Annotated in this window: 21 protein-coding genes, 1 tRNA gene and 1 other RNA gene; 13 read left to right on the top strand and 10 right to left on the bottom strand. The window is 74.8% G+C overall.

All coding sequences use genetic code 11. From position 1 onward, the window contains the following. Nucleotides 1-20: 20 nt before the first annotated feature. The 3 genes from LIX60_RS14735 to LIX60_RS14725 all read right to left on the bottom strand — a co-directional run bounded on the left by LIX60_RS14735 (nucleotide 21) and on the right by LIX60_RS14725 (nucleotide 2,768). A complete protein-coding gene (locus LIX60_RS14735) occupies nucleotides 21-668 on the bottom strand; it encodes a LytR C-terminal domain-containing protein (protein ID WP_227958814.1) in 648 nt (215 codons plus the stop codon). A gap of 101 nt (nucleotides 669-769) precedes the next feature. After that, nucleotides 770-1,066 carry a type II toxin-antitoxin system VapB family antitoxin gene (locus LIX60_RS14730; protein ID WP_019707468.1) on the bottom strand — a complete coding sequence of 99 codons (297 nt, stop codon included), beginning with the start codon at nucleotides 1,064-1,066 and terminating at the stop codon, nucleotides 770-772. 172 nt (nucleotides 1,067-1,238) lie between these two features. After that, entirely contained in the window at nucleotides 1,239-2,768 is a 1,530-nt protein-coding gene (locus LIX60_RS14725; protein WP_227962774.1) for a M28 family metallopeptidase, read from the bottom strand. Between the two features lie 366 nt (nucleotides 2,769-3,134). Here LIX60_RS14725 and LIX60_RS14720 point away from each other — a divergent pair, with 366 nt between their 5' ends. Next, nucleotides 3,135-3,350 carry a DUF1918 domain-containing protein gene (locus LIX60_RS14720; protein WP_043471845.1) on the top strand — a complete coding sequence of 72 codons (216 nt, stop codon included), beginning with the start codon at nucleotides 3,135-3,137 and terminating at the stop codon, nucleotides 3,348-3,350. Between the two features lie 145 nt (nucleotides 3,351-3,495). Here LIX60_RS14720 and LIX60_RS14715 read toward each other — a convergent pair whose 3' ends face one another. Both LIX60_RS14715 and LIX60_RS14710 read right to left on the bottom strand, forming a co-directional pair. Further along, nucleotides 3,496-4,854 (bottom strand): nicotinate phosphoribosyltransferase, encoded by a 1,359-nt coding sequence (locus LIX60_RS14715; RefSeq protein ID WP_227958813.1) that lies wholly within the window; start codon nucleotides 4,852-4,854, stop codon nucleotides 3,496-3,498. Between the two features lie 135 nt (nucleotides 4,855-4,989). Continuing rightward, complete coding sequence (locus LIX60_RS14710; RefSeq protein WP_227958812.1) at nucleotides 4,990-5,742, bottom strand: glucose 1-dehydrogenase; 753 nt, start codon at nucleotides 5,740-5,742, stop codon at nucleotides 4,990-4,992. Nucleotides 5,743-5,955: 213 nt separating this feature from the next. Here LIX60_RS14710 and ppsA point away from each other — a divergent pair, with 213 nt between their 5' ends. Further along, complete coding sequence (gene ppsA / locus LIX60_RS14705) at nucleotides 5,956-8,415, top strand: phosphoenolpyruvate synthase (protein WP_227958811.1); 2,460 nt, start codon at nucleotides 5,956-5,958, stop codon at nucleotides 8,413-8,415. 95 nt (nucleotides 8,416-8,510) lie between these two features. Further along, nucleotides 8,511-9,392, top strand: coding sequence for a universal stress protein (locus LIX60_RS14700; protein WP_227958810.1), 882 nt, complete (start codon nucleotides 8,511-8,513; stop codon nucleotides 9,390-9,392). A gap of 7 nt (nucleotides 9,393-9,399) precedes the next feature. Here the strand turns inward: LIX60_RS14700 and LIX60_RS14695 are convergent, their stop codons facing one another. The 3 genes from LIX60_RS14695 to LIX60_RS14685 all read right to left on the bottom strand — a co-directional run bounded on the left by LIX60_RS14695 (nucleotide 9,400) and on the right by LIX60_RS14685 (nucleotide 12,040). Beyond that, the gene (locus LIX60_RS14695; protein ID WP_227958809.1) at nucleotides 9,400-10,290 is read right to left on the bottom strand and encodes a DUF72 domain-containing protein; all 891 of its coding nucleotides are present in this window, start codon (nucleotides 10,288-10,290) and stop codon (nucleotides 9,400-9,402) included. Between the two features lie 121 nt (nucleotides 10,291-10,411). After that, the gene (locus LIX60_RS14690; RefSeq protein ID WP_308101331.1) at nucleotides 10,412-11,395 is read right to left on the bottom strand and encodes a cytochrome c biogenesis protein CcdA; all 984 of its coding nucleotides are present in this window, start codon (nucleotides 11,393-11,395) and stop codon (nucleotides 10,412-10,414) included. A 6-nt stretch (nucleotides 11,396-11,401) separates the two neighbouring features. Next, on the bottom strand, nucleotides 11,402-12,040 hold the full coding sequence (locus tag LIX60_RS14685) for a redoxin domain-containing protein (RefSeq protein ID WP_227958808.1): 639 nt from the start codon (nucleotides 12,038-12,040) through the stop codon (nucleotides 11,402-11,404). A 247-nt stretch (nucleotides 12,041-12,287) separates the two neighbouring features. Here LIX60_RS14685 and LIX60_RS14680 point away from each other — a divergent pair, with 247 nt between their 5' ends. The 5 genes from LIX60_RS14680 (at nucleotide 12,288) to LIX60_RS14660 (ending at nucleotide 16,574) form a co-directional block, all read left to right on the top strand. Continuing rightward, a complete protein-coding gene (locus tag LIX60_RS14680) occupies nucleotides 12,288-14,282 on the top strand; it encodes a pentapeptide repeat-containing protein (RefSeq protein ID WP_227958807.1) in 1,995 nt (664 codons plus the stop codon). Nucleotides 14,283-14,417: 135 nt separating this feature from the next. Continuing rightward, entirely contained in the window at nucleotides 14,418-14,837 is a 420-nt protein-coding gene (locus LIX60_RS14675; RefSeq protein ID WP_227958806.1) for a Tat pathway signal sequence domain protein, read from the top strand. Nucleotides 14,838-14,840: 3 nt separating this feature from the next. Beyond that, on the top strand, nucleotides 14,841-15,476 hold the full coding sequence (locus LIX60_RS14670; protein ID WP_227958805.1) for a class F sortase: 636 nt from the start codon (nucleotides 14,841-14,843) through the stop codon (nucleotides 15,474-15,476). 113 nt (nucleotides 15,477-15,589) lie between these two features. Continuing rightward, on the top strand, nucleotides 15,590-16,081 hold the full coding sequence (locus LIX60_RS14665; RefSeq protein ID WP_019706082.1) for an RNA polymerase sigma factor: 492 nt from the start codon (nucleotides 15,590-15,592) through the stop codon (nucleotides 16,079-16,081). Next, nucleotides 16,065-16,574, top strand: coding sequence for a hypothetical protein (locus LIX60_RS14660; RefSeq protein WP_227958804.1), 510 nt, complete (start codon nucleotides 16,065-16,067; stop codon nucleotides 16,572-16,574). Before LIX60_RS14665 ends, LIX60_RS14660 begins: the two co-directional genes overlap by 17 nt. Nucleotides 16,575-16,874: 300 nt before the next feature. Here LIX60_RS14660 and LIX60_RS14655 read toward each other — a convergent pair. Then, nucleotides 16,875-16,959, bottom strand: a tRNA-Ser gene (locus LIX60_RS14655). A 152-nt stretch (nucleotides 16,960-17,111) separates the two neighbouring features. Here LIX60_RS14655 and ffs point away from each other — a divergent pair. The 5 genes from ffs to LIX60_RS14630 all read left to right on the top strand — a co-directional run bounded on the left by ffs (nucleotide 17,112) and on the right by LIX60_RS14630 (nucleotide 22,033). Beyond that, nucleotides 17,112-17,210: signal recognition particle sRNA small type (ffs, locus tag LIX60_RS14650), an RNA gene on the top strand. A gap of 124 nt (nucleotides 17,211-17,334) precedes the next feature. Beyond that, nucleotides 17,335-19,893 carry a DNA polymerase III subunit gamma and tau gene (locus tag LIX60_RS14645; RefSeq protein ID WP_227958803.1) on the top strand — a complete coding sequence of 853 codons (2,559 nt, stop codon included), beginning with the start codon at nucleotides 17,335-17,337 and terminating at the stop codon, nucleotides 19,891-19,893. Between the two features lie 320 nt (nucleotides 19,894-20,213). Next, a complete protein-coding gene (locus tag LIX60_RS14640; protein ID WP_037679409.1) occupies nucleotides 20,214-20,549 on the top strand; it encodes a YbaB/EbfC family nucleoid-associated protein in 336 nt (111 codons plus the stop codon). Between the two features lie 217 nt (nucleotides 20,550-20,766). Continuing rightward, a complete protein-coding gene (recR, locus tag LIX60_RS14635; protein ID WP_019707483.1) occupies nucleotides 20,767-21,366 on the top strand; it encodes a recombination mediator RecR in 600 nt (199 codons plus the stop codon). Further along, nucleotides 21,359-22,033, top strand: coding sequence for a DUF5063 domain-containing protein (locus LIX60_RS14630; RefSeq protein ID WP_019707484.1), 675 nt, complete (start codon nucleotides 21,359-21,361; stop codon nucleotides 22,031-22,033). The genes recR and LIX60_RS14630 overlap by 8 nt, the downstream gene beginning before the upstream one ends. A 58-nt stretch (nucleotides 22,034-22,091) precedes the next feature. Here the strand turns inward: LIX60_RS14630 and LIX60_RS14625 are convergent, their stop codons facing one another. After that, the gene (locus LIX60_RS14625; RefSeq protein ID WP_227958802.1) at nucleotides 22,092-23,627 is read right to left on the bottom strand and encodes a rhamnulokinase family protein; all 1,536 of its coding nucleotides are present in this window, start codon (nucleotides 23,625-23,627) and stop codon (nucleotides 22,092-22,094) included. Nucleotides 23,628-23,859 lie beyond the last annotated feature (232 nt).

The following is a 23,859-nucleotide window of genomic DNA, read 5'->3' as shown; positions in this document are numbered from 1 at the left end:
CGCGTCCGGCGGCGGCCGGTTCAGCACTTCGGGGTGGCGGAGGGGCTGGGTGAAGGGCTGACCAGGGCGGTGACCGTCTCGGCGGCCTGCTTCTCCGGCGCCAGCCCGGTGAAGGCCTTGCCGATGATGAAGTCGACCTCGGCCGTCTTCTTGCGGCCCTTGTCCTGCTTCGTCCGGGAGTCGGTGACGTGGGCGCCGACCACCTCGAACGCGCCCTTCTCCGCCGCGGGTGCGCCCAGCAGCAGCGCGGTGTCCTTGACCTTCTTGTCGTACGCGGCCGGGGCGTTGTCCACCTCGCCGATCGTGAAGCCGCGCTTCTCCAGCGCCTTGGCCGTCTTCTTGGCCAGCCCGGCGCGGGTGGTGGCGTTGTAGACGTTGACCGTGATCTCGCCCGGTTTCGGCAGCACCCTCGGCTTCGGCGCGGGGGAGGCGCTCGCCTGGCGGCTCACCGCGCAGTTCTTGTTGCCGGCGGCCGCGCGGGCCTTGCCGCCGCCGCCCGTGAAGATGTCGACGACCTGGAGCGTGCCCCACCCGATGAGGGCGACGGCCGCGGTGGCGCCGATCGCCGCGAGAACGACGCGGCGGTGCCGCGGCCTGCGCATACGCGGGTAACGGTTGCCCGTGATGCGGTACTTCCCGCCCATGCCGGGAGGAGTGAGCATGCTCATGGGCGCAGCGTAGTGCGGGCTGTCATTTCTGCCTACTAAAGGATCAATGTGTGGCGGGCCCCTCAACCCGAAAGGGGCAACAGACGGCCGGGCGGCCGGGCTCAGCCCAGGTCGAGCACGCGGGCGTGGAGCACCTGGCGCTGCTGGAGCGCGGCGCGGACCGCGCGGTGCAGCCCGTCCTCCAGATACAGATCGCCCTGCCACTTCACGACGTGGGCGAAGAGATCGCCGTAGAAGGTGGAGTCCTCGGCCAGGAGCGTCTCCAGGTCGAGCTGCCCCTTGGTCGTCACCAACTGGTCGAGGCGGACCGGGCGGGGAGCCACGTCCGCCCACTGGCGGGTGCTGTCCCGGCCGTGGTCCGGGTACGGCCGCCCGTTTCCGATGCGCTTGAAGATCACACGGAAAGCCTACCGGGCCGGGCACTCCGGGCGCAGCCTCGGAGCGCCGGGCGATCCGAGGCGGCCCGCCCGGGGCGCCCGCGTGTGCGCCGCGGGCGCCGGGCGGAGGGCCCGGCACCCGCGGTCGCCCGGGCGGGGAGACGGCCGGGGTGCCGGCCGGTTCCGCCCGGTGTTACTCGGTGGGCCGCTCGTGGGTGTGGCCCTCGTGCAGGCCGCCGCCGCTGCCCGCGTCACCGTCGGTGGGGACGGACTCCACCGGCTCGGTGAGGGAGCGCAGGTCGTGGGCGTAGGTGCCGACGGCGTTGGCGATCACGTCGATGTTGACGTCGAACGCCTCCATGCTGACGTTCGACAGGTCGTCACACGCCTCGTGGTAGCACGGGTCGTACGCGACGCCCGCCTGCCCGCCGAACAGCTCGGCCTGCTGCTCCGTCTTGACGCCCTCGGCGCCGGTGAAGGTGCCGCCCGAGGGGATGCCCGCCTCGATGAAGGGGCCGTAGTCCGAGCGACCGGTGAAGTCCGTGCCCGCGTGCGGCGTGCCGCGGCGGTCGAGGAAGTCGGTGATCTGGCGCTCCAGCTGGGCCGACCCCTCGGGGCCGGGACCGGCGCCCACGGCGTCGGAGTCGTCGCCGTCGTAGACGAAGAGGCCGTAGTTGGGCGAGGCGATCATGTCGAAGTTGAGGTAGAGCTCGATCTGCTCGCGCTGTGCCTCGGTCAGGTCGGCGACGTAGTTCTCGGCGCCCTGCAGGCCCAGCTCCTCGGCCGACCACCAGGCGAAGCGCACCTTGTTGGCGGGCTTGGCGTGGGACTTCGCCAGCTGCAGCGCCACTTCCAGCAGGCCGGCCGAGCCGGAGCCGTTGTCGTTGATGCCGGGGCCCTTGGCGACGGAGTCGAGGTGAGCGCCGAGCATCACCGTGTGGTCGGCCCTGCCGCCGCGGGTCTCCGCGATGACGTTGCGGGTGGTGCGCTCCTCCTGGAGGGCCCGGATCTCGTACGAGACGGTCACCTCGCCCTGCGCGGCCCCGGCGGCGAGCGCCTCACCGGCCTCCTGGGTGATGCCGCCGGTCGGGATGCGGCCGGCGTCGGCGGCGCCGAGGGTTCCGGCGAGGGAGCCGTCGGTGTTGTTGTAGATGATCGCCCCGACGGCCCCGGCGTCGGCGGCCGTGGCCTGCTTCTGGGCGAAGGTGCAGCCGCCGCGCTTGATGAGCGCGATCTTCCCGGTGAAGGTCTGGCCGGCGTAGTCGGCGGCGTCGCAGCCGCTGGTGCCGTCCTCGTCCACCGGCGCGGCGGCGAGGGGCGCGGTGATGCCGCCCTCGGGGGTGCTGGTGGTGTAGGTCATCGCCGAGACCTCGATGTCCCGCGCCTCCGGCGAGACCACGGACAGCTTCTCGGCGAGCGTCTCGGTGTAGACGAACGTGAAGTCGTCGTAGGCGACCTTGTAGCCGGCCTTCTTGAGCAGCTTGTAGACGTAGGCGGCGGAGGCGTCGTAGCCGAGCGAACCGGCGGCGCGGTGGCCGCCGGTGGAGTCTGCGATGGCCTGGAATCTCTCCAGGTGGCGGTGGGCGTTCTCGGCGGAGGAGCGCTTGACCAGCTTCTTGGCGAGCTTGGCGGACCGGTGGGCCGGGTCCGGGTGGGCGGTGGCCGGGCCGGCCGAGGCCAGCAGCAGCGGAGTGGCGAGCGCGGCGGCGGCTATGGCCGCTATCGTCCGGCGCGGGTGGCGAACATCCACGGAGGTTCCTTCCGGCAGAGGACTGGGCCGATGGGGGGCGGTCGGCGACGACTGTCCGGCATCCGGTGGAGCGGGTCCGTGATGCGAACAGCCGGTGTGGAAGGGAAAGTTAAGGGATGCGGGCCGCCGCTGGGAACGGCCGCGACGTTTTCACCTCGAATTTTCACGTTCGGCATCCGCCTCCGCCGGGTGGGCGCGGCCGGACGGGTGCGACGGCCGGGTGCGGCGGACGGGAGCCGCCGGGCGGCCCGGCGGCGGCCGTTCCGTCCGCCACCGTGCCCTCTCCGCGCGGGCGTGCCAGGCTGGAGGCGGAAGCTCCGGCAGAGAGCGGTGAGGACGATGCAGGCACAGCTCGGCGACCAGATCGTGGTGGAGAGCGGAACGACGGGCGGCGCCCGTCGGGACGGCGAGATCGTCGGACTGCACCACGCCGACGGCACGCCCCCGTACGACGTGCGCTGGTCGGACACCGGCCGGGTGACGGTGGTCTTCCCGGGGCCCGACGCGCACATCCGTCATCTGCACCACGAGGGCGGACCGGACCGCCGGTCCTGATTCCCCGGGCCTGAACTCCCTGGCCTGGGCGCCTCCGGGCTTGAACTCCCGGGCCGGGACGGCCGGGGCGGCCGGGGCGGGCTCCGGGCGCCGGGCGCTTCCGCGGCGTGGCGCGGCCGCCGCGGCCCCGGTGGGCGGGTGTGGTTCAGCGGCCCGGTGTGCCCAGGACGCGGGTCTCGATCCGCCGGCGGACCTCCTCGGTGAGCCGGGCGAGCGCCTCGGACACCCCGGCCTCCGGCGCCTGCGGATCCCTGATCCGCCGTGCGGCGTCCGGGAGTTCGGCCAGATCGGCCTCGAAGCGGCGCCGGGCGGCGTCGAGCGGGGCCGCCGGGGCGGTGCGCCGCCCGCCGGTCATCACGGTCTCCAGCAGCGGTTCGGCGCCCGGCGGCAGCGGCTCGTCCCGGAGCGCGATCGTGTCCCGCAGGCCGGGGCGGCGGAAGACCTGCTTGGCCGCCGGCCGGGTGACCTTCCGGCGGGACAGCTTCATCACCGGGCGGCCGTCATAGGCGACCAGCTTGTAGGCGGAGTCCAGATACGGGGCGTCGGCGGAGACGCCGGCCCGGGTGCCGACCGCGTAGGTGTCGATCGGGGCGCCCGAGGCCACCAGCCGGTCGATCTCGTACTCGTCCAGGCCGCCGCTGGCGGTGATCCGCACCTCGGGCAGCCCGGCCGTGTCGAGGATGTGCCGGGAGCGGACGGCCAGTTCGCCCAGGTCCCCGCTGTCGAGGCGGACCGCGCAGCCGGGTCCGTAGCCGAGGTCGTGCAGGACGCGGGCCGCGGCGTGGACGCCCTCCTCGGTGTCGTAGGTGTCCACCAGCAGGGTGACCGGGCCGGGGTGGACGCGGGCGAAGGCGTGGAAGGCCGCCTCCTCGTCCTCGTACGCCTCGATGTACGAGTGCGCCATGGTGCCGACGGCCCGCAGGCCGAAGGCGCGGGCGGCGGCGACGTCGCTGGTGCCGGCGAAGCCGGTCAGGGCGCTGAGCCGGGCCATGGCGTGACCGGCCTCGGTGCCGTGGGTCCGGCGCAGCGCGAAGTCCACGACCGGGCGGCCGCGGGCGGCGAGGACGCAGCGGGCCGTCTTGGAGGCGACCGCCGTCTGGTGGCTGACCTGGTTGAGCAGGATGGTCTCCGCGAGCTGGGCTTGCGGAAGCGGGGCGGTGACCTCCAGCAGCGGCTCGCCGGCCAGCACGATCCGGCCCTCGGGGACGGCGCGGACCTCGCCGCGGAACTCCAGGCCGTTCATCGCCTCCAGCTCCTCGGCGGGCCGGTTCATCGCCGCCGCGAAGGCGGCCGTCTCGGCGGGGCCGACCCGGAGCCGGGAGAGGTGGTCGAGCGCCGGTTCGAGGCCCGCGGCGACCAGGAAGCCGCGGCCCGGCGGGAGCTTGCGGACGAACAGGCTGAAGGTGGCCTCGCCGGTCATGCCCTCGCGCAGATAGGCGAGGCACATGGTCGCCTCGTAGAGATCGGTGGTGAGGACGTCCTGTGACGGCGGTTCTCCGGTCATGACGGCAGTATCCGGTCCGGTGGGGTGCGCGGCATGTGCGACGGGTGCGGCATCGGTGTCCGGTGTGCCCGGCCCGGGACGGCGGCGGGAGGGGAGCGGTCCGCGGTCCCTCACGGCCCATTCCCTCCTCCTGCGCTACTCCCGCGGGGCCTCCACCGGCAGGGGGAAGCCGGTGGTCGCGCCGCCGTCCACGACGAACTCGCAGCCCGTGGAGTACGTCGCGTCCGCGACGACGAACAGCGCCATCTTCGCGACCTCCTCCGGCCGCCCGAAGCGCGGGAGCGGCTGCGTGGCGACCAGGGACGGGTCCAGCCCGGCGGTCATCGGCGTGGCGATCGGGCCGGGGTGCACGGAGCAGACCCGCACCTCGTCCGGGGCCAGTTCCAGCGCGGCCGACTTCGTCAGGCCGCGCAGACCCCACTTGCTCGCCGTGTAGGCGCCGAGGTTGGCGTAGCCCATCAGCCCCGCCGTGGACGAGATGTTGACGACCACGCCCCCGCCCGCGCGGCGCAGGGACGGGACGGCCGTGTGCAGGCCCAGCCAGGCGCCGTAGAGGTTGACGTCCAGGACCCGCCGGAAGGCTTCCGGGCTCTGCTCACCGACGGTGCCGAAGTCGACGATGCCCGCGTTGTTGACCAGCACGGACACCGGGCCGTACGCCTCCTCGGCCGCCGCGACGGCGGCGGACCAGTCGTCCGCGACGGTGACGTCCAGCGGGTGGAAGCGGGCAGCGGGGCCCAGCTCGGCGGCCAGCGCCTCGCCCTCCTCCCGGAGGACGTCGCCGAGGACGACGGAGGCGCCCTCCGCGGTGAAGAGGCGGGCCATGGCCGCGCCGATGCCCCGCGCGGCACCCGTGATGATGGCCGTGCGACCGTCCAAGCGGCCCATGTCAACTCCCGGTTCGTCGGTGCGTCGATCGTCATCCTGCTGCCCGTCGCCCGGTGCCGCCAGGGAGGAGCGGCCCCGGACGCGGGACGCGGCGGGCCGGTGGCGGCGGTGTCCGGGCCCGGGGGAGCGGTGTGCCCGGGGGGTCTGCGGGGATGACGAGGGCGTCCGGAATTTCCTGTTTTGTTTCGGCCGTTCGGGGCTACCCGGGGCGGCATGGCCAGTCAGGATGCCGGGGACATGGTGCGTTGGTTCGAGGACCTCTCCTCCGGCGATGTCGCGGTGGTCGGCGGCAAGAACGCCTCCCTGGGCGAGATGATCTCCAACCTCTCCGCCCGGGGCGTCCGGGTGCCCCCCGGCTTCGCCACCACCGCCGCGGCCTACGAGGAGTTCCTCTCCACCGGGGACCTGCGGGGCCGGATCCGGGAACGGCTCGACGCGCTGAGCGCCGGGGCCGCGCCGGCCGGGACGGGCCGGGCGATCCGGGAGCTGATCCTCGGCGCGGAGCTCCCGCCCCGCCTGACCGCGGCCGTACGGGAGGCCTACCGGGAGCTCGCCGCCCGGCTGGGGCGGCAGGACCCGGATGTCGCGGTGCGCAGCAGCGCCACCGCCGAGGACCTCCCCGAGGCCAGCTTCGCCGGGCAGCAGGAGACCTTCCTCAACATCACCGGTGAGGAGGCGCTGCTCGACGCCTGCCGGCGCTGCTACGCCTCGCTCTTCACCGACCGCGCGATCAGTTACCGCGAGCACCACGGCTTCGGCCATCTCCAGGTGGCGCTGTCCGTGGGCGTCCAGGAGATGGTCCGCTCCGATCTGGCGGGCGCCGGGGTGGCGTTCACGCTCGACACCGACAGCGGCTTCCCCCGCGTCGTGCTGATCAACGCCGCGTACGGGCTGGGCGAGTCCGTCGTCTCCGGCACGGTGGACCCGGACGAGTACCTGGTCTTCAAGCCGCTGCTCGGGAAGCCGGGGCTGAAACCGGTGATCTCCCGGACGGCCGGCCGCAAGCAGACGAAGATCGTCTACGGCGCCGGGGGCCCGGGCCGGGCGCCGACCGAGACCGTGGAGACCTCCGGGGAGGAGCGGGAGTCCCGCGTCCTCCGCGACGAGGAGATCCTGGCGCTGGCCGAGTGGGCCGTCGTCGTCGAGGAGCACTACGGCTGCCCGATGGACCTGGAGTGGGCCAAGGACGGGCGGACCGGCGAGCTCTCCGTCGTCCAGGCCCGCCCCGAGACCGTGCAGACCCGCAAGGACGCCGGGATCCTCCGCTCGTACCGGCTGACCGGCCACGACGGTCCGCTGGTGACCGGCCTGGCCGTCGGTGACGCCATCGCCACCGGCAAGGTCTGCCGGCTGCGCACGGCCCGGGAGATCGCCGACTTCGAGGACGGGGCGGTGCTGGTCACCGGCGCCACCGACCCCGACTGGGAACCGATCATGAAGCGGGCGGCGGCCATCGTCACCGACCGCGGCGGCCGCACCTCGCACGCCGCGATCGTCAGCCGGGAGCTGGGCCTCGCCGCCGTCGTCGGCACCGGCGACGCCACCACCGTGCTCAGCAGCGGCCAGGAGATCACCGTCTCCTGCGCCGAGGGCGAGGAGGGCCGCGTCTACCCCGGCATCCTCGACTACGACGAACACGAGACCGACCTCGCGGACATCGCCCCCACCCGCACGCGGGTCATGCTGAACATCGCCAACCCCTCGGCGGCCTTCCGCTGGTGGCGGCTGCCGGCGGACGGCGTGGGGCTGGCCCGGATGGAGTTCGTCGTCAACAACCACATCAAGATCCACCCGATGGCGCTCGTCCACCACGCCACCCTGGAGGACGCGGAGGCCCGGGCCCGCATCGACGCCCTCACCCGCGGCTACGAGGACAAGACCGCCTTCTTCGTCGACCGGCTCGCCCACGGCGTCGCCCGGATCGCCGCCGCCTGGTGGCCCAAGCCCGTCATCGTCCGGATGAGCGACTTCAAGACCAACGAGTACGCCCGGCTCATCGGCGGAGAGCCGTTCGAACCGGGCGAGGAGAACCCCATGCTGGGCTGGCGCGGTGCCGGCCGCTACTACAGCGAGGGCTACCGCGAGGGCTTCGCCCTGGAGTGCCGCGCCATCCGCCGGGTGCGCGACGAGATGGGGCTGACGAACACCGTCGTCATGATCCCGTTCTGCCGCACCCTCCAGGAGGCCGACCGGGTGCTGGAGACGATGGCCGCCCACGGCCTGGAACGCGGCCGGCAAGGGCTGGAGATCTACGTGATGGCGGAGATCCCCTCGAACATCGTCCTCGCCGCGGAGTTCGCCGACCGCTTCGACGGCTTCTCCATCGGCAGCAACGACCTCACCCAGCTGACCCTGGGGATCGACCGCGACTCGGAGCTGCTGGCCCGGGAGTTCAACGAGCGCGACCCGGCCGTCACCCGGAGCATCGAGTATCTGATCGAGACGGCGCACCGCAAGGGCCGCAAGACCGGGCTGTGCGGGCAGCGCCCCAGCGACGACCCGGACTTCGCCCGCTTCCTGGTGGGCGCCGGGATCGACTCGATCTCCGTCACGCCGGACAGCTTCCTCCTCGTCAAGGAGAACGTCGCACGGGCGGAGCGGGAGAGCGGCGGCGCGGAGAACGGCGAGGGCGGCCGGGAGCGGGACGGCGGGGCGGGCGGGCACGGTGCCTGAACCCGGCCGGGGCGTCCGGGACGGCTTCCGACGCGCTGCCCTCCGAGGTGCCGTCCGAGGTGCCGTACCGGCCGGGGACGGGCTAGCGTGACGGCATGTCCGATCCGGCGGGAGCGACGCGGGTGCGCCCGGGGCCGCCCCGGCACGTCCTGGTGGCCACCGACCTCTCCGCGCACGCGGAGCGGGCCGTCGCGCGGGCGGCGGCGCTCGCCGCGGAGCACGGCGCCGCGCTGACCGCCGTCCACGTGACCGACCCGGATCTGGACCCCGGCCTCCTGGCGCACGCCGGTGACCGGCTCCGGGCGCAGCTCGGCCGGTGCGCGGGAGCGGTGGAGGCGCACGCCGTGGTGCGCTCCGGCAGAACCGCGGCCGAAGTCCTGGAGGAGGCGGGGGAGCGGGGCGCGGACCTGCTCGTCGTCGGGGCGCACGGCGGGCACCGGAGGGCCGAGGGTCTCCTCGGCGGCACCCCTCAGGACCTGGTGCGGGCGAGCGACATCCCGGTGCTGGTCGTCCGGATCCCTCCCGGGGTGCCCTACGGCAGGGTGCTGCTCGCCGTCGGCACGTCCGAGTCCTCCTTCATCACGGCCGGGGCCGGTATCGCGCTGACCCCGGGCGCGGAGCACCTGCTGGCCCATGCCATCACCGTCCCCGGCGAGCACCTGCTGCTGATGCGGGGGATGGGCGAGCACGAGCTGGAACAGCTGCGGGGTACGGCCGCCGAGCGGTCGCGGACGGAGATCGAGCGCAGGGCGGCCGGGCTCGTGCCGCCGCCCGCGCAGGTCCTGGTGACCCCGGGCCGGGCCGAGGACGCCGTCCCCGAGCTGGCCGACCGCTACGGCGCCGGCCTGGTCGTGGTCGGCACCGGTGCCCGGCACGGCCGGCTGGGCCGCGCTCTGCTCGGCGGGGTCGCCCGGCACGTGACACAGGAGGCGGTCTGCGACGTCCTCGTCGTCCCGGCGGCGGCCGAGGCACCGTGACGGTGTCTCAGGTCACCCCGGCGGGAAGCCCGAGCAGCGTCCGCATCGACTCCGCCGCCCGGACGGCCGCGTCACCGCAGCAGTTGTTGAACAGCACGTGCAGCCGCTCCGCCCGCTCCGCCATTCGCCGCACCTTCGGTGTCCAGGCGGCCAGTTCGTCCTCCGTGTAGCCGTACCGGAACCGGTCCTCCTTGCTGCCGGTCCCCCAGGCCGTGCTGCGGCCGTGGAAGCGGACCACGCCCAGCCGCGGCGACGTCACCGGGGTGACCGGGGGCACCGAGGCGGGCAGACCCCGCGCCATGTCCACCGCCACGGCCGCGAAGCCGAGCCGCGTCAGCAGGGCGGCCGTGGCCTCGCGGGTGTCCGCGTGCCACCAGTCCGGGTGCCGGAACTCGACCGCGACCGGCCAGCCCGCGGTGCGCTCCGCACAGGCGCCGAGGACGTCTCCGGCCCGCGCGCCGGGCGCGAACCACGGCGGGAACTGGAACAGCACGGTGCCCAGCCGGCCTGCCTCGCGCAGGGGTTCGAGCGCCGTGGTGAAGCGCTGCCACACCTCGTCGAGCAGAGCCGGGTCGGTACTGCCCGGGCCGCGGCCCCGCTGCCGGGGGAGCGAGGACCGCAGATCGGCGGGCAGGGACCCCTGCGGTGTCGGATGCCCCGTCAGCAGGGAGAACGCCTTGACGTCGAACACGAAGCCGGGCGGGGTGCGTTCGGCCCAGAGCAGACTGTTGCGACGGCTCGGGAGGGCGTAGTACGAGGCGTCGACCTCGACGACGGGGAACCGCTCGGCGTAGTGCCGCAACCGCCCCTCCGGGTCCCGGCGGCCCGGCGGATACCAGCCCGAGGCGATCAGCGCGCGGTCCGTCCAGGAACACGTCCCCACCAGAATCTCGCCCATGACCGCTCGGCTACCCGGCCCGGGGCGGGACACGGCACGACGCGCCGGGGCGGACCGGGGGCAGCGGCGGCGGGCCCGGAGCCGGCCGCGGGGGCGGTGCCGTCGAACGCGCGGACGGGCGTCACCGGTGCTCGGGCGCGTGCCGGGCCGGTTCCCCGGCCGGGCGGTCCCGGCCGTCACCGGGTTCCGGGCCGGACTCCCGCCCCGGCTCCGGCCCCATTTCTTTCTCCGGCGCCAACGCCGGCTCCGCTGCCGCACCGACGGCCCGGCGGGCGCGGAGGAGGAGGAACACCGCCGCCAGCAACCCGGCGAACACCGCGGCCACCACGGGTACGCCGATCTCCGCCAGCGCCCCCGCCAGCAGCCGCTGCACGGCGCCCGCGCCGTCCACCACGGGGTCGGCGACCGGACCGCCGCCGAGCGCCCGGATCTCGTACCAGCCGTAGTACGCCACATACGCGCCGGCCAGGAGCAGCAGCCCGCCGCCCAGCCGGGACGCGGCCCCGCCGAGCCGGCGCAGCCCGCCCACCCGCGCGGTGCGGGTCAGGGCCACCGACAGCGCGGCCGCACCGGTGATCAGGCCCATCCCGGCCGCGTAGGCCGCGAAGAGCGCCACACCCGCCGCCACCGAGCCGCCGCGGAACGCGGAGACCACGATGGCGAGGAACGGCGCGATGGTGCAGCCGAGGGAGGCGATCGCGTAGGCGCCGCCGAACAGGGCCATGGAGGGCAGGGAGCGGGAAACGGTGGGCGCGCGGCGGAGCTTGGGGAGCAGCGCGGGCAGCTGGCGGCCGGCCAGCAGCCAGACGCCGACGAGGCCCAGCAGCAGCCCGAAGACGATGGTGAACCAGGGCAGATGCCGCTGCACCTGTCCCGCGACGGGGGCGACGGCCAGCCCGAACACGGCGAACACGGCCGTGAAGCCGGCCGTCATGGCGGCGGTCGCGGTCAGCGCGCGGCCGACCAGGGTCGCGCGGGAGGGGGCGTCCCCGCCGTCGCCCAGGACGAGCAGGGAGAGGTAGGCGGGCAGCAGTGCGAATCCGCAGGGGTTCACGGCGGCGAGCATGCCCGCCGTCAGGGCCAGCGCGAGGGGGAGATCCGGCACGGCGGATCAGCCGACCAGCTCGCGGACCTTGCCGGCCAGTCCCTCACCGGCCGGCAGATTGCCGGTGAAGACCGTCTCGCCCTTGCCGTCGAGCACCACGTAGACGCTCTGCTCGGTCACCCCGAACTTGCGCCACAGTGCGCCGGGTTCGTCGTTGAGCTGGGGGAAGCCGCCGACCTTCGCGGAGCTGACGAAGTCCTTCATGGCCGCCGGCTTGTCGAGGCCCGCGACGCCGACCACATGCGCCTTGCCCTCGAACTCCTGTGCCACCTTCGCCGTCTCCGGGCCCTGCGCCTTGCACTTGGGGCACCACGGGGCCCAGAACCACAGCACGGTGGGCTTGCCCGCGAGCTCCGCCCCGTCGAACTTCTGTCCGTCCAGGGTCTGCCCGGTGAACCGGAAGGCGTCGGGCACCTCCGCCGACCCGTTCGCGTCCCCGCCCTTCGTCCCGTCGTCCGTGCCGGACCCGTCGGCCGGCTCCTCGCCGGACCCGGCCTCCGGCGAGGAGCCGGCGGCGGTGCCCGCCTCCCCCGATCCGCCCGACGCGCCGGACTCCCCGCCGGAGCCGCACCCGGCGACGGTGAGGAGGACGGCGGCCGCGAGGGCCGGAAGGAACGAGCGGCGGACGGGGACACGGACGCGCATGGCAGCTCCCAGGATTCGGTGTGTCAGCGGCGAATCTAGGCGCCACCGGCCCGGAAACGGGCCGCCGAGTGCTTACGGTTCCGTGACGCCACCGCCGCGCCGCGGCCCCGCACGCCGGTCCCCGGTGCCCCGGCCTCCGGCTGTGCGCCCCCGGAACCCGCCGTCCAAGTGGTTCTCCGGCCCGTGGAGTTGCCCCTCCGCCACGGACCCGCGACCGACCGCCACTAGGCTTCCCGCGGAGGACGACGTGGACAGAGAGAGCCGAACGACCGGCACGAGCACGGGAATCGGCACCGGCACTGGCCCCGGCCCTGGCGCCGGCACCGGCACTGACCCCGGCGCGGGCACTGGCCCCGGCGCGGGCACCGCCGCCGGCCCGCCCGCCTGTGACGGGACCCCGGTCGGGGACCACGGCGCCTGCCTCGCCCATCTCACCGACGCCGACCGGGCCGCCTATCTGGCCTCCCTGACCCCGGGCGCCGATGTCGACCACCGCGGCACCCCCTTCACCCAGGAACTGCTCACCGCCCTCCTCACCGCGCTGCGCGACCCCGCCATCCGGCGGCCGCGGATCGGCACCGCCCGGTTCGACGGGGCGCGGTTCGCGGGCGGAGCCGACTTCGGCGGGGCGTGCTTCACCGGCGACGCCTGGTTCTCCGGGGCGCGGTTCGCCGGCGACATGTCGTTGTCCGGGGCGGAGTTCGCCGCCGACGCCTGGTTCCAGGGGGTCCGCTTCGCCGGGACCGCGGGCTTCGGCGCCGCCCAGTTCCGCGGCAGCGCCTGGTTCCACGACACGCGGTTCGGCGGCGACGGGTGGTTCGGCAGTTCCCGGTTCCACGGGGCCTGCTGGTTCACCGGCGCCCGGTTCCGGGGGCGGGCCCGGTTCGGCGCGGCCCGCTTCGCCGGTGACGCCCGCTTCAACGACACGCGGTTCCAGGGCGACGCCTACTTCACCGTGACCCGGTTCTCCGGCGCCGCCGGCTTCGACGGGACGGAGTTCCGCGGATCGGCGGGCTTCGGCGGGGCACAGTTCTCCGGGCAGACCTTGTTCCACGGCGCACGCTTCGCGGGCAATGCCCGCTTCGACATGGCGCGGTTCGACGAAGCGCCCGTACTCGGCCCGCTGACCTGCGCCGACACCCTCGTCCTCTCCGGTGCGGTGTTCGCGGCGCCCGTCGTCGTCGAAGCGGCGGTCACGAAGGCGGTCTGCGTCCAGACCCGCTGGTCGTCCACGGCGACGCTCCGGCTGCGCTACGCCGGCGTCGACCTGACCGACGCCGTCCTCGAATACCCCCTCACCGTGGCCGCGGCCCCGGCCCCCTTCACCGCCCCGGAGGGCGGCACGGTCCCCGAGGCGGAACTGCCGGACGGCGACCCGGCGGTCCGGATCCTCTCGCTGACCGGAGCCGACGCCGCGCATCTGACGCTCAACGACGTGGACCTCACCGCCTGCCGCTTCTCCGGCACCCTCCACCTCGACCAGCTGCGCCTGGAGGGCCGGTGTGTCTTCGGCCGGAGCCCCGCCGGCCGGACCGGGATCCTGCCGCGCCGCTGGGCCCGGCGCAGCACCCTGGTGGAGGAGCACCACTGGCGGGCCGGACGGGAATCCGGCCGCCGCCCCGGACGGCCCCACGGCTGGGAACCGCCGCCCGACGGCACACGCCCCCCGGAGCCCGCCGCGCTGGCCGTGCTCTACCGCCAGCTGCGCAAGTCCCTGGAGGACGGCAAGAACGAACCGGACGCCGCCGACTTCTACTACGGCGAGATGGAGATGCGCCGGCACGACCCCACCCGGGCCTCCGCCGAACGGAGACTGCTGACCACCTACTGGGCGCTCTCCGGCTACGGGCTGCGCGCCTCACGGGCCATGTGCTGGCTGCTGGGCGCCATCTCCGTCACCGTGCTGACGCTGATGCTGTGGGGCATACCCGCCGCCGTTCCCGAGCCGGGGCAGGCAGCCGGAGCCGACCGCGAGAGCGCGCAGCCGGCCGCCGAACCGGCTGGCGAACCGGCCGCGGAACCGCCCGCCGAACCAGCCGCCCCGGACGGCGCGTTGGCCGAACGTCTCACCACCGAACGGTGGGAGAAGTCGGTACGGGTCGCGATCAACTCGGTGGTCTTCCGCTCCGCCGAAGCCGAACTGACCACCGCGGGCGTCTACATCGAGATGGCCTCCCGCCTCACCGAACCCCTTCTGCTCGGCCTCGCCGTCCTGGCCGTCCGCGGCCGCGTCAAACGCTGAGGCACGGCCGGCGAGCTGCCGGAAACCGGACTTTGCCCGCTCTTTACAACCCGCTCCGCCGCCGCCTCGTCTCTCCGCTCGACCGTCACCCAGTCCGCCGAGCACCCGGGCGGACCGACGAAAGAGAGCGATCCCATGCGCCGAACTGTCCTCAGTGCCCTCGCACTCGCGTGCACCGCCGTACTGGCGGGCACCGGGCCCGCGTTCGCCGGCGGGGCGGCCGAGGCCCTCACGGCCCGTCCGGCCGCGGACGCCTCCCCGGCTCCCACGGCCGTCCCCACCGAGGCGCCGGTCCCGGCCTCGCCGACGGACCGGGCCGAAGCGTCCGAGGCGCCGGCTCCCGCCTCCGCGGTCCCCACCGTCGAACCGTCCCGCGAGCCGGCCGAGGGGCAGGTCTCCGTCGTCCCGTCGGGCGCTCCCGACACCGGAGTGACGGCGGACTCCCCGCAGTCCGGGACCGGCGGCGGGCTGATCGGCGGTGCCGCCGCCGCGGTGCTCGTCGCGGGCGGCGCGGGGGCCCTCGTCGTACGCCGCCGGCGGGCGACCGGGGCCTGACCCGTGATGCCGCTCTCCAGGCGCGCCTTCGCCACCGCGGCGGTGTCCTCCCTGCTCGCGGGCTGCGGAGGCCGCGGGGCCGCGACCCCGTCCTCCGGCAGCACCCCGCCGCCCCGGTCCCCGCCACCGTCCTCACCCGCCACCGGGAAGCCGGGGCGGCCGGGGCGGACCTCCGGGCGGCCGGGGGCGGTGCCGGTCGGGCTGCGGATCCCGGCCATCGGGGTCGACACCCCGGTGATGCGGCTGGGACTGGCGGCGGACGGCACCGTGCAAGTCCCCCCGGCCACGGCGGACGACCGGGCGGGCTGGTACCGGCATTCGCCGCCCCCGGGGCGGACCGGCCCCTCGGTCATCCTCGGCCACGTCACGGTCGGCGAGGGCCGGGACGGGGTCTTCCGCCACCTGGCACGGCTGCGCCGCGGCGACCGGATCGAGGTGCGCCTGGAGAACGGCACGACGGTGGCCTTCGCCGTCAGCACCGTACGGACGGTCGCCCGGGCGGACTTCCCGGCCGACGACGTCTACGGGGACGTGGACCGCCCGGAGCTGCGGCTGATCACCTGCGGCGGCCCCCGCACCGCCGACGGCTACCGCGACAACGTGATCGCCTTCGCCGCGCCGAGCCCGCCGGACCCCTGACCCCGGAACGAACCCTGCCCCCGGAGCGGACGCCGGGCCGGCGGAACGCACACCGGCGGCCCGGCATCTTCCAGCCGGGCACGCACGGCACACCACCACGACCCTGGAGAGCGTTGAAACGGTCCCGTGACGAGGCGGCGTCCGAGCTGTTCGCCGCCCTCTACCCGCGCCTCGCCGGCTGGTGCCGCCGTCTCGTCGACGACGACGAAACGGCCCACGAGGTCGCCTCCGAGGCGTTCACCCGGCTCTGGGCCCGCTGGACGTCCGTGGAGGAGCCCCGCGGCTTCCTCTACGTCACCGCGGCCAACCTCGTCCGGGACCACTGGCGCAAGCTGGAACGCGAACGCAAGGCGGTGCGGCGTGCCACCACCGAGGCCGCCGTCCGCCCGCACACCGAACAGTCCGACCCGTCGGTGCGCCTGCTCGTGCAGTCGCTGCCGCAGAGACTGCGGGTCCCGATCCTGCTGCACTACTACGCTGACATGCCGATCCGGGAGGTGTCCGCGCTGACCGGGCGCAAGGAAGGAACCGTCAAGGCCGATCTCCACGCGGCCCGTGAACTGCTCCGCGCACACCTGAGGAGAAGCCTTGACCACACGCTTTGACGACGGTCCGGAGCCCGGCCCCTTCGAGCCCGACGACCCCCTCGCGGTGATCCTGCGGCCCGCCTCCGACTGCCTCGGCCCGCCCCCCGGCCGCTACGAGGCGGTCCGCCGCGCCGCGTCCCGCCGCCGGCTGCTGCGCACCGCGGCCGGCGCCGGTCTGTCCGCCGCTGTCGCGGCCCTCGTCGCCCTGCCGTTCTACCTGGCGTCACCGGGGGCGCCCGCGACCCCGACGGTCCCCCAGGCGCCCCCGCCCACCCACGGCCGGGTGACGCCCTCCACCCCGCCGGCGGAGCCCACCCCGTCGACCGCGCCGGAGACCCCCGGCCTTGTTCCCTCCGGCAGCCCGCGCCCCGAGGAGTCCGGCCCGCCGACCGGCCCGGGCACCGCCACGCGGGAACCGGCGGAGACATGGGCGACCCCCACCCCGACCGAACCGCCCGCGGACCGGACCGGAACGGCCGCCGCCACACCCGGCGGGCAGACCCCGCCGTAGGGGGCGGAACGCGCCGCCGCTGCGGGGATCGGGTGCGCCATGGCTGCGGGCTTCACCGGGACGGGGACGGCGGATCACCAGATAGAGAAGTACACCTTCATAAAACGCACTCCTATCTTCTGCCACTGGCGTGCGTCTTCGGTCCGGGCGTTCGGTGGCGGCTGGAGAGGCGTCGCGGTGCATCGCAACGAATGTCGCGAATGCCGGAAGTGATGAGACTGGAACCGAGACCAGGGCATGCCGAAGACCCCGGACCGCTGAAGCGGTCCGGGGTCTTCGGTGCGCCTGTTCAGGCGGCTGCGGAGGATACGAGATTCGAACTCGTGAGGGGTTGCCCCCAACACGCTTTCCAAGCGTGCGCCCTAGGCCACTAGGCGAATCCTCCGCCGCAAACAATACAAGACGCGAGGCAGTGCTAGCGAACCCGTACCCCGGGCCCCCGGCGGAGGCCGGCCGGGGCTGTCGCCGGGTGCCGTGCGGGTGTCCGGTGGGTACCCCGCCGGTTCGAATCGGGGTCCGGGATCCGCTAGGGTGGGGGCCAGCCCCTCACGTGGCGCTATCTCACCGAACTCCCCCAGGGCCGGAAGGCAGCAAGGGTAAGTGGGCTCTGGCGGGTGCGTGGGGGGCGTTGACGTTCCCGGGGCCGGCCGGTGAGCGGGGACGGCCCGGGGGCGGGGCGCGCGAGGCGCCGCGGGTCGTGTGCGCGGGGTCATTCGCGGGGTGGGGCCGGTTGTCGGCGGCGGCCGATATCGTCGTATGCGTGTCGTCCCTCGCGCTCTACCGCCGCTACCGTCCCGAGACCTTCGCGGAGGTCATCGGGCAGTCGCATGTCACCGACCCGCTGCAGCAGGCGCTGCGGAACAACCGGGTCAATCACGCGTATCTGTTCAGCGGCCCGCGCGGCTGCGGCAAGACGACCAGCGCCCGGATCCTCGCCCGCTGCCTGAACTGCGAGCAGGGGCCGACGCCCCAGCCCTGCGGCGCGTGCCCGTCCTGCCGCGACCTCGCCCGCAACGGCCCCGGTTCGATCGACGTCATCGAGATCGACGCCGCCTCGCACGGAGGCGTGGACGACGCCCGTGACCTGCGCGAGAAGGCGTTCTTCGGCCCCGCCTCCAGTCGTTACAAGATCTACATCATCGACGAGGCGCACATGGTCACCCCGGCGGGCTTCAACGCCCTGCTGAAGGTGGTCGAGGAGCCGCCGGAGCACCTCAAGTTCATCTTCGCGACCACCGAGCCCGAGAAGGTCATCGGCACGATCCGGTCGCGGACGCACCACTATCCGTTCCGGCTGGTGCCCCCCGGCACCCTGCGGGACTATCTCGCCGAGGTCTGCGAGCGCGAGGCCATCCCCGTCGAGGAGGGCGTGCTGCCGCTGGTCGTACGGGCCGGGGCCGGCTCCGTGCGGGACTCGATGTCCGTGATGGACCAGCTCCTCGCGGGCGCCGCCGAGGACGGCGTGACGTACGCCATGGCCACGGCCCTGCTCGGCTACACCGACAGCTCGCTCCTCGACGCCATCGTGGACGCCTTCGCGGCGGGGGACGGCAGCGCCGCCTTCGAGGTCACCGACCGCGTCATCGAGGGCGGCAACGATCCGCGCCGCTTCGTCGCAGATCTGCTGGAGCGGCTGCGCGACCTGGTCATCCTGGCCGCCGTGCCGGACGCCGCCGACAAGGGGCTGATCGACGCCCCCGCCGATGTCCTCGACCGGATGCGGGCGCAGGCCGAGCGGTTCGGCGCGGCCGAGCTGAGCCGGGCCGCGGACCTGGTGAACACCGGGCTCATCGAGATGCGCGGGGCCACCTCCCCGCGGCTCCAGCTCGAACTGATCTGCGCGCGCGTCCTGCTGCCCGCCGCCTTCGACGACGAGCGCTCGTTCCAGGCCCGGCTGGACCGGCTGGAGCGTGGGGCCCTCGCGGGCGGCGCGGCCATGGGCACGGGCGCGGGTTCGGGTGCGGGCCAGGGTCCGGGGCCCGGTCCGGACGCCTACGCGGCCCCGGCCGGCGGTCCGTCCGGTCCGGCGGGGCCCGCCGCGGCCCGGGCCGCGTTGCCGAACCGGGCCGCGCAGCAGCCGCCGGCTCCCGGTCAGGAGCCCACGGCCCCGGCGGCTCAGGGGCCGCCTCCGGGTTCCCCCGGGGCGGGCGGCCCGGGTCAGGAGCAGGGAAGGGCGACGGCTCCGGGCGGTGCCCCGGGGCAGCAGGGCGGAGCGGCCCCGGCCGGTCCCGGTGCGGGCCCCGGAGGGTGGCCCAGTGGCGCGGCTCCGGCCGCGGCGCCCCCTGCCGCGTCCGCTCCGGCAACGGGTGCGGGCGCGGGCGCCGGTGAGGAGCGGCGGCCAGCCGGAGCCTGGCCCGGTCAGGGCGGCGGGGCCCCGGCGGGTCAGGGCGGCGGAGCCGCTGACGGCGGGCAGCGGCCCGGTGGACGGCCCGGCGCGGGCGGCCCGGGCGGTGCGCAGGGCGCGGCTCCCGGTACAGCCGGTGCGGAGGGCGCGGGTCACCGGCCCGGCGGCTGGCCCACGGCCGCCGCGCTCGGCCAGGGGCCGCGAGGCGGCTCCGCCGGGCCCGGCGGAGCCGGAGCGCCCGGGCCGCAGCAGTCCGCACCGGTGCCGGACGCCGCCGCGTCCGCTCCCGCGCCGGGGTCGGCACAGGGCGCCGCCCAGGTGCGGCAGATGTGGCCGGACATCCTGGAGGCGGTCAAGAACCGCCGTCGGTTCACCTGGATCCTGCTGAGCCAGAACGCCCATGTCCTGGGCTTCGACGGCACGACCCTGCAGATCGGCTTCTCGAACGCGGGGGCCCGTGACAGCTTCGTCAGCGGCGGCAGCGAGGACGTGCTGCGGCAGGCGCTGGCCGAGTCGCTCCATGTGCAGTGGAAGATCGAATCGGTGGTCGACACCACGGGAGGCGGCGGAGGCGGTTCGGCCCCGCCCGCCTCCGGGCCGGGATCGGGCTTCGGCGGCGGAAGCGGTTACGGCGGCGGGAACGGCGGAGGAGGCTTCGGCGGCGGAGGCGGTTTCGGGGGCGGAGCCCCGTCCGCGCCCCGGCAGTCCGCTCCGGCCCAGCCCTCCGCCGCACCGGCGCCCGCCGCGGACCCGGGGTCGCCGGGTGCGGCCCCGGCGCAGCCGCGGTCCCGTCCGGAGGCGACCGCTCCGGTCCCCTCCCAGCCCTCGCGTGAGCCGCGGCGCACCCCGGTGGCCCCGGAGGACGACATGCCGGCCGCCGACGACCCCGACCTCGACGATTCGGCCCTCTCCGGGCACGAGTTGATCGTTCGCGAACTGGGGGCGACGGTCGTGGAGGAGATCGCCCACGAGTAGCGGCCGGGAGCGTCCACCGGCCCGGAGCGTCCACCGGCCCGGAGCGTCCACCAGCCCGGAGCGTCCACCGGTCCGGGGCGACCACCGGCCCCGAGTGCCCTCAGCCCTTGAGCGCACTCGTCGCCGGAGGTCCTGGTGTCCCGTGGTGTACGGACGGTTGACGGCCCTCATACGCAGCGGAGCGGAAGCCGGGGCGGTGGCGCACGGGTCGGTGTCCCGTACCGGTTTCTCCTTCTTGCGGTGTAGAGCGCGGCGCCCGGGGACCACGTAGGCTCGTCAAGCGAAGACCGAACCGTTGTCGATGCCAGGAGCGAACTCGCGTGTTTCCCGGTGGTGGCCAGCCCGATATGCAGCAGCTGCTGCAGCAGGCCCAGAAGATGCAACAGGACCTCGCCGAGGCGCAGCAGGAGCTGGCCGAGTCGTCGGTCGAGGGCTCCGCGGGCGGTGGGCTCGTCAAGGTCACGGTGTCCGGATCCGGTGAGCTCCAGGGTCTGGCCATCGATCCCAAGGCGGTGGACCCTGAGGACACGGAGACCCTCGCCGACCTGATCCTGGCGGCGGTGCGCGATGCCAACGCCGCCGCGAGCGCGCTCCAGCAGGAGAAGCTGGGCCCGCTGACCCAGGGGCTCGGCGGGATGCCGGGCCTGCCCTTCTGAGCCCGCCGGTCCGGACCCCGGCCGCGGTCTCCCCGCCGGGTCCCCGCCCGGCCAACCGCGGCCGCCCGGCCACCGGTTGAGCACCGCAGCAGGACAGCAGCACGGCAGGACAGCAACACGGCAGGACAGCAGGACGGCGGCACAACACCGCCGCCGGCCGCTCCGGACACCGGTCCGGTGAGGCGGCGGCGGGAAGAGAAGAAGGAGAAGGCGGCCCGTGTACGAAGGCGTGGTCCAGGACCTCATCGACGAGTTGGGCAGGCTGCCCGGCGTCGGTCCCAAGAGCGCGCAGCGGATCGCCTTCCACATCCTCCAGGCGGAGCCCACCGATGTCCGCCGGCTCGCCCAGGCGCTGACCGAGGTCAAGGCCAGGGTCCGGTTCTGCGAGGTGTGCGGCAACGTGGCGCAGGAGGAGCGGTGCCGGGTCTGCCAGGACCCGCGCCGCGATCCGTCCGTCATCTGCGTGGTCGAGGAGCCCAAGGACGTCGTCGCCATCGAGCGCACCCGGGAGTTCCGCGGCCGCTATCACGTCCTCGGCGGAGCGATCAGTCCGATCGAGGGTGTAGGGCCCGATGATTTGCGTATACGGGAATTGTTGGCCAGGCTCGCCGACGGCACCGTCACCGAGCTGATCCTGGCCACCGACCCGAACCTCGAGGGAGAGGCCACGGCCACCTACCTCGCGCGCATGATCAAGCCCATGGGCATGAAGGTCACACGACTGGCCAGCGGCCTCCCGGTCGGGGGGGACCTGGAGTACGCCGACGAGGTCACCCTCGGGCGTGCCTTCGAAGGGAGACGACTGCTCGATGTCTGACGCCACGCTGCACAACCCCCAGATGAACCCGGACGACTTCTCCGTACAGATCGCGGACCAGATCGAGAGTTTCCTGGTCGCGGTCACGGAGGTGGCGAAGGGCGACGAACCCGGCAGCGCCATCCCGTTCCTGCTGCTGGAGGTCTCGCAGCTGCTGCTGGCCGGCGGGCGGCTCGGTGCGCACGAGGACTTCGTCCCCGTCGAGCGGTACGAGCCGGACACCGGCCCGGAGCCCGACATGGACGAGCTGCGCGAGCGGTTCGCGGTGCTGCTCGAACCGGCGGACGTCTACTCCGAGGTCTTCGACCCGTACGTGCCGCGGAGCGAGCCGGTGCCGCACCGGATCTCCGACGACCTCGCCGACATCATCAGCGATCTGCGGCACGGCATGGCCCACTACAAGGCCGGCCGGGTCGCCGAGGCGCTGTGGTGGTGGCAGTTCTCCTACTTCAACACCTGGGGCCCGACGGCCTCGGCCGCCCTCCGCGCCCTCCAGTCGCTGCTCAGCCACATCCGGACCGGCAGTCCGCTGGAGGAGCTGGACGGCCTCGACCTCGACGCCGAGGCCAAGACGGACGACGGTTCGCTGGAGGAGGAGGCGGGCCGGGTGATGGCCGCCGAGATCGGTATCCCGCTCGGCGTCACCATCGAGTCCGGCCGGTCCTGAGCCCCGGCCGGTGTCCGGAGGGCCTGCCGCGGGTCAAGGGCGGGAGGCGGACCGGGCCTCAGGGATCGCGCTGCCCGGTCCGGGCGGCGGCCGCGGCCCAGGCACGCCGGTCACCGCCCGGCTCGTAGCGCCGTAGCGGCTGCGTGGCCGCGACCAGCCGGCGCAGCGCGGAGCGGTCGCCCCCGACGACGCCGTGGGCGCGGGCCTGGATCAGGAGACTGCCGATGGCCGTGGCCTCGGCGGGTCCGGCCACCACGGGCAACCCGGCCGCGTCGGCCGTGAGTTGGCACAGCAGTGCGTTGCGCGAGCCGCCGCCGACCAGATGCACCACGGCCACGTCCCGCCCGGTCAGCTCCGCCGCCCGCCGCACCGTCCGGGCATGGGCCAGGGCCAGCGCCTCCAGGATGGTGCGCACCAGCGAGCCCGGGCTCTCCGGGGGCGCCTGCCCGGTGCGCTCGCAGAAGGCCGCGATCCGGGCGGGCATGTCACCGGGGGGCAGGAACCCGGGCGCGTCCGGGTCGATGACGGCGGCGAACGGCCGGGCCCGCGCCGCCTCGTCCAGCAGCGGGCCGAGAGCGTGCGGCAGGCCCCGCGCCGCCCAGGTGCCGAGGGTCTCCGTCAGCAGCCACAGGCCCATGATGTTGCGGAGGAAGCGGACGGTGCCGTCCGTGCCCAGTTCATGGGTGAAGCCGGCGGTCCGGGCGGCCTCGGTGAGCACCGGCGCGTCCAGCTCCAGACCGGCCAGGGACCAGGTGCCGCAGGAGACATAGGCGAAGTCCGGTCCGCGGGCGGGCACGGCGGCGACCGCCGAGGCGGTGTCGTGCGAGGCCACGGTGGTGACGGGGGTCGAGGGCGGCAGCCCGGTGTACGCGGCGACGTGCGGCAGCAGGGTCCCGGCCGGATCGCCGGGGAGGCGCAGCGGCGGCAGCAGTCCGGGCCGGATGCCGAGCCGGTCCGCCAGCCCGGCGGACCAGGTACGGGTGGTGGCGTCGAACAGTCCGGTGGTGGAGGCGTTGGTGGCCTCCGCGCCGACGGTACCGGTCAGCCAGTGCACCAGCAGGTCGGGGACGAGCAACAGGGTCCGTGCGGCGTCCAGTTGGGCGCTGCCCCGGGCCGAGGCGAGCTGGAAGACGGTGGTGAACGGCAAGTGCTGCAGGCCGGTGATCCGGTACAGCTCCTCGCGCGGCACCACGGCGAACACCTGCTCGGCCGCGTGCTCCGTGCGCCCGTCCCGGTAGTGGTGCGGATTACCGAGCAGCCGGCCGTCGGCGTCCAGCAGTCCGTAGTCCACGGCCCAGCCGTCGATGCCGACGGACGTGACGCCGCCCGCCCGCGCCGCCGCGCGCAGCCCGTCCAGGACGCCTTGGTGGAGGGCGAGGACGTCCCAGTGCAGCCCGCCCGGCAGCCGGACGGGGATGTTGGGGAAGCGGTGCGCCTCGGTCAGGTCGAGCCGGCCCGGGCCGAACCGGCCGAGGATCACCCGGCCGCTGGTCGCCCCGAGGTCCGCCGCGGCGAACACGGGCGGTACGGCGGCGGAGGGGGAGGACGAGGGCGAGGTGGAGGGCGAGGGAGAGGACTGAGCGGTGGACGTCATCGGCACCTCGGACGGGGGGGGCGGGGGGCGGGAGACGGGGGGCGGGGAATGAGAAGGAGGACGGCCGCGGTACGGATGCGGAACGGCCGGCCCGTGGCAGCGGGACGGTGTACGGGCACAGCGGCGCGGGTGGCGTGCGGGTACAGCGGCGACGGGCGGCGTGCGGCGTACCCGGGGCGGCTCCACGGGCGCACGGCTCACGGGGCACGCGCTCCGTCACCGGGACGCGCCC

The organism is Streptomyces sp. S07_1.15 (assembly GCF_020739505.1).
In the GTDB taxonomy this organism is placed as follows: domain Bacteria; phylum Actinomycetota; class Actinomycetes; order Streptomycetales; family Streptomycetaceae; genus Streptomyces; species Streptomyces xinghaiensis.
This window is presented reverse-complemented; position numbering and strand designations above follow the sequence as displayed.

What these genes read in the sequence shown, in the direction of transcription:
- LIX60_RS14735 (WP_227958814.1), bottom strand. Translation starts at nt 668, where the DNA reads ATGAGCATGCTCACTCCTCCCGGCATGGGCGGGAAGTACCGCATCACG.
- LIX60_RS14720 (WP_043471845.1), top strand. Translation starts at nt 3,135, where the DNA reads ATGCAGGCACAGCTCGGCGACCAGATCGTGGTGGAGAGCGGAACGACG.
- LIX60_RS14715 (WP_227958813.1), bottom strand. Translation starts at nt 4,854, where the DNA reads ATGACCGGAGAACCGCCGTCACAGGACGTCCTCACCACCGATCTCTAC.
- LIX60_RS14710 (WP_227958812.1), bottom strand. Translation starts at nt 5,742, where the DNA reads ATGGGCCGCTTGGACGGTCGCACGGCCATCATCACGGGTGCCGCGCGG.
- ppsA (WP_227958811.1), top strand. Translation starts at nt 5,956, where the DNA reads ATGGCCAGTCAGGATGCCGGGGACATGGTGCGTTGGTTCGAGGACCTC.
- LIX60_RS14700 (WP_227958810.1), top strand. Translation starts at nt 8,511, where the DNA reads ATGTCCGATCCGGCGGGAGCGACGCGGGTGCGCCCGGGGCCGCCCCGG.
- LIX60_RS14695 (WP_227958809.1), bottom strand. Translation starts at nt 10,290, where the DNA reads ATGGGCGAGATTCTGGTGGGGACGTGTTCCTGGACGGACCGCGCGCTG.
- LIX60_RS14685 (WP_227958808.1), bottom strand. Translation starts at nt 12,040, where the DNA reads ATGCGCGTCCGTGTCCCCGTCCGCCGCTCGTTCCTTCCGGCCCTCGCG.
- LIX60_RS14675 (WP_227958806.1), top strand. Translation starts at nt 14,418, where the DNA reads ATGCGCCGAACTGTCCTCAGTGCCCTCGCACTCGCGTGCACCGCCGTA.
- LIX60_RS14630 (WP_019707484.1), top strand. Translation starts at nt 21,359, where the DNA reads ATGTCTGACGCCACGCTGCACAACCCCCAGATGAACCCGGACGACTTC.
- LIX60_RS14625 (WP_227958802.1), bottom strand. Translation starts at nt 23,627, where the DNA reads ATGACGTCCACCGCTCAGTCCTCTCCCTCGCCCTCCACCTCGCCCTCG.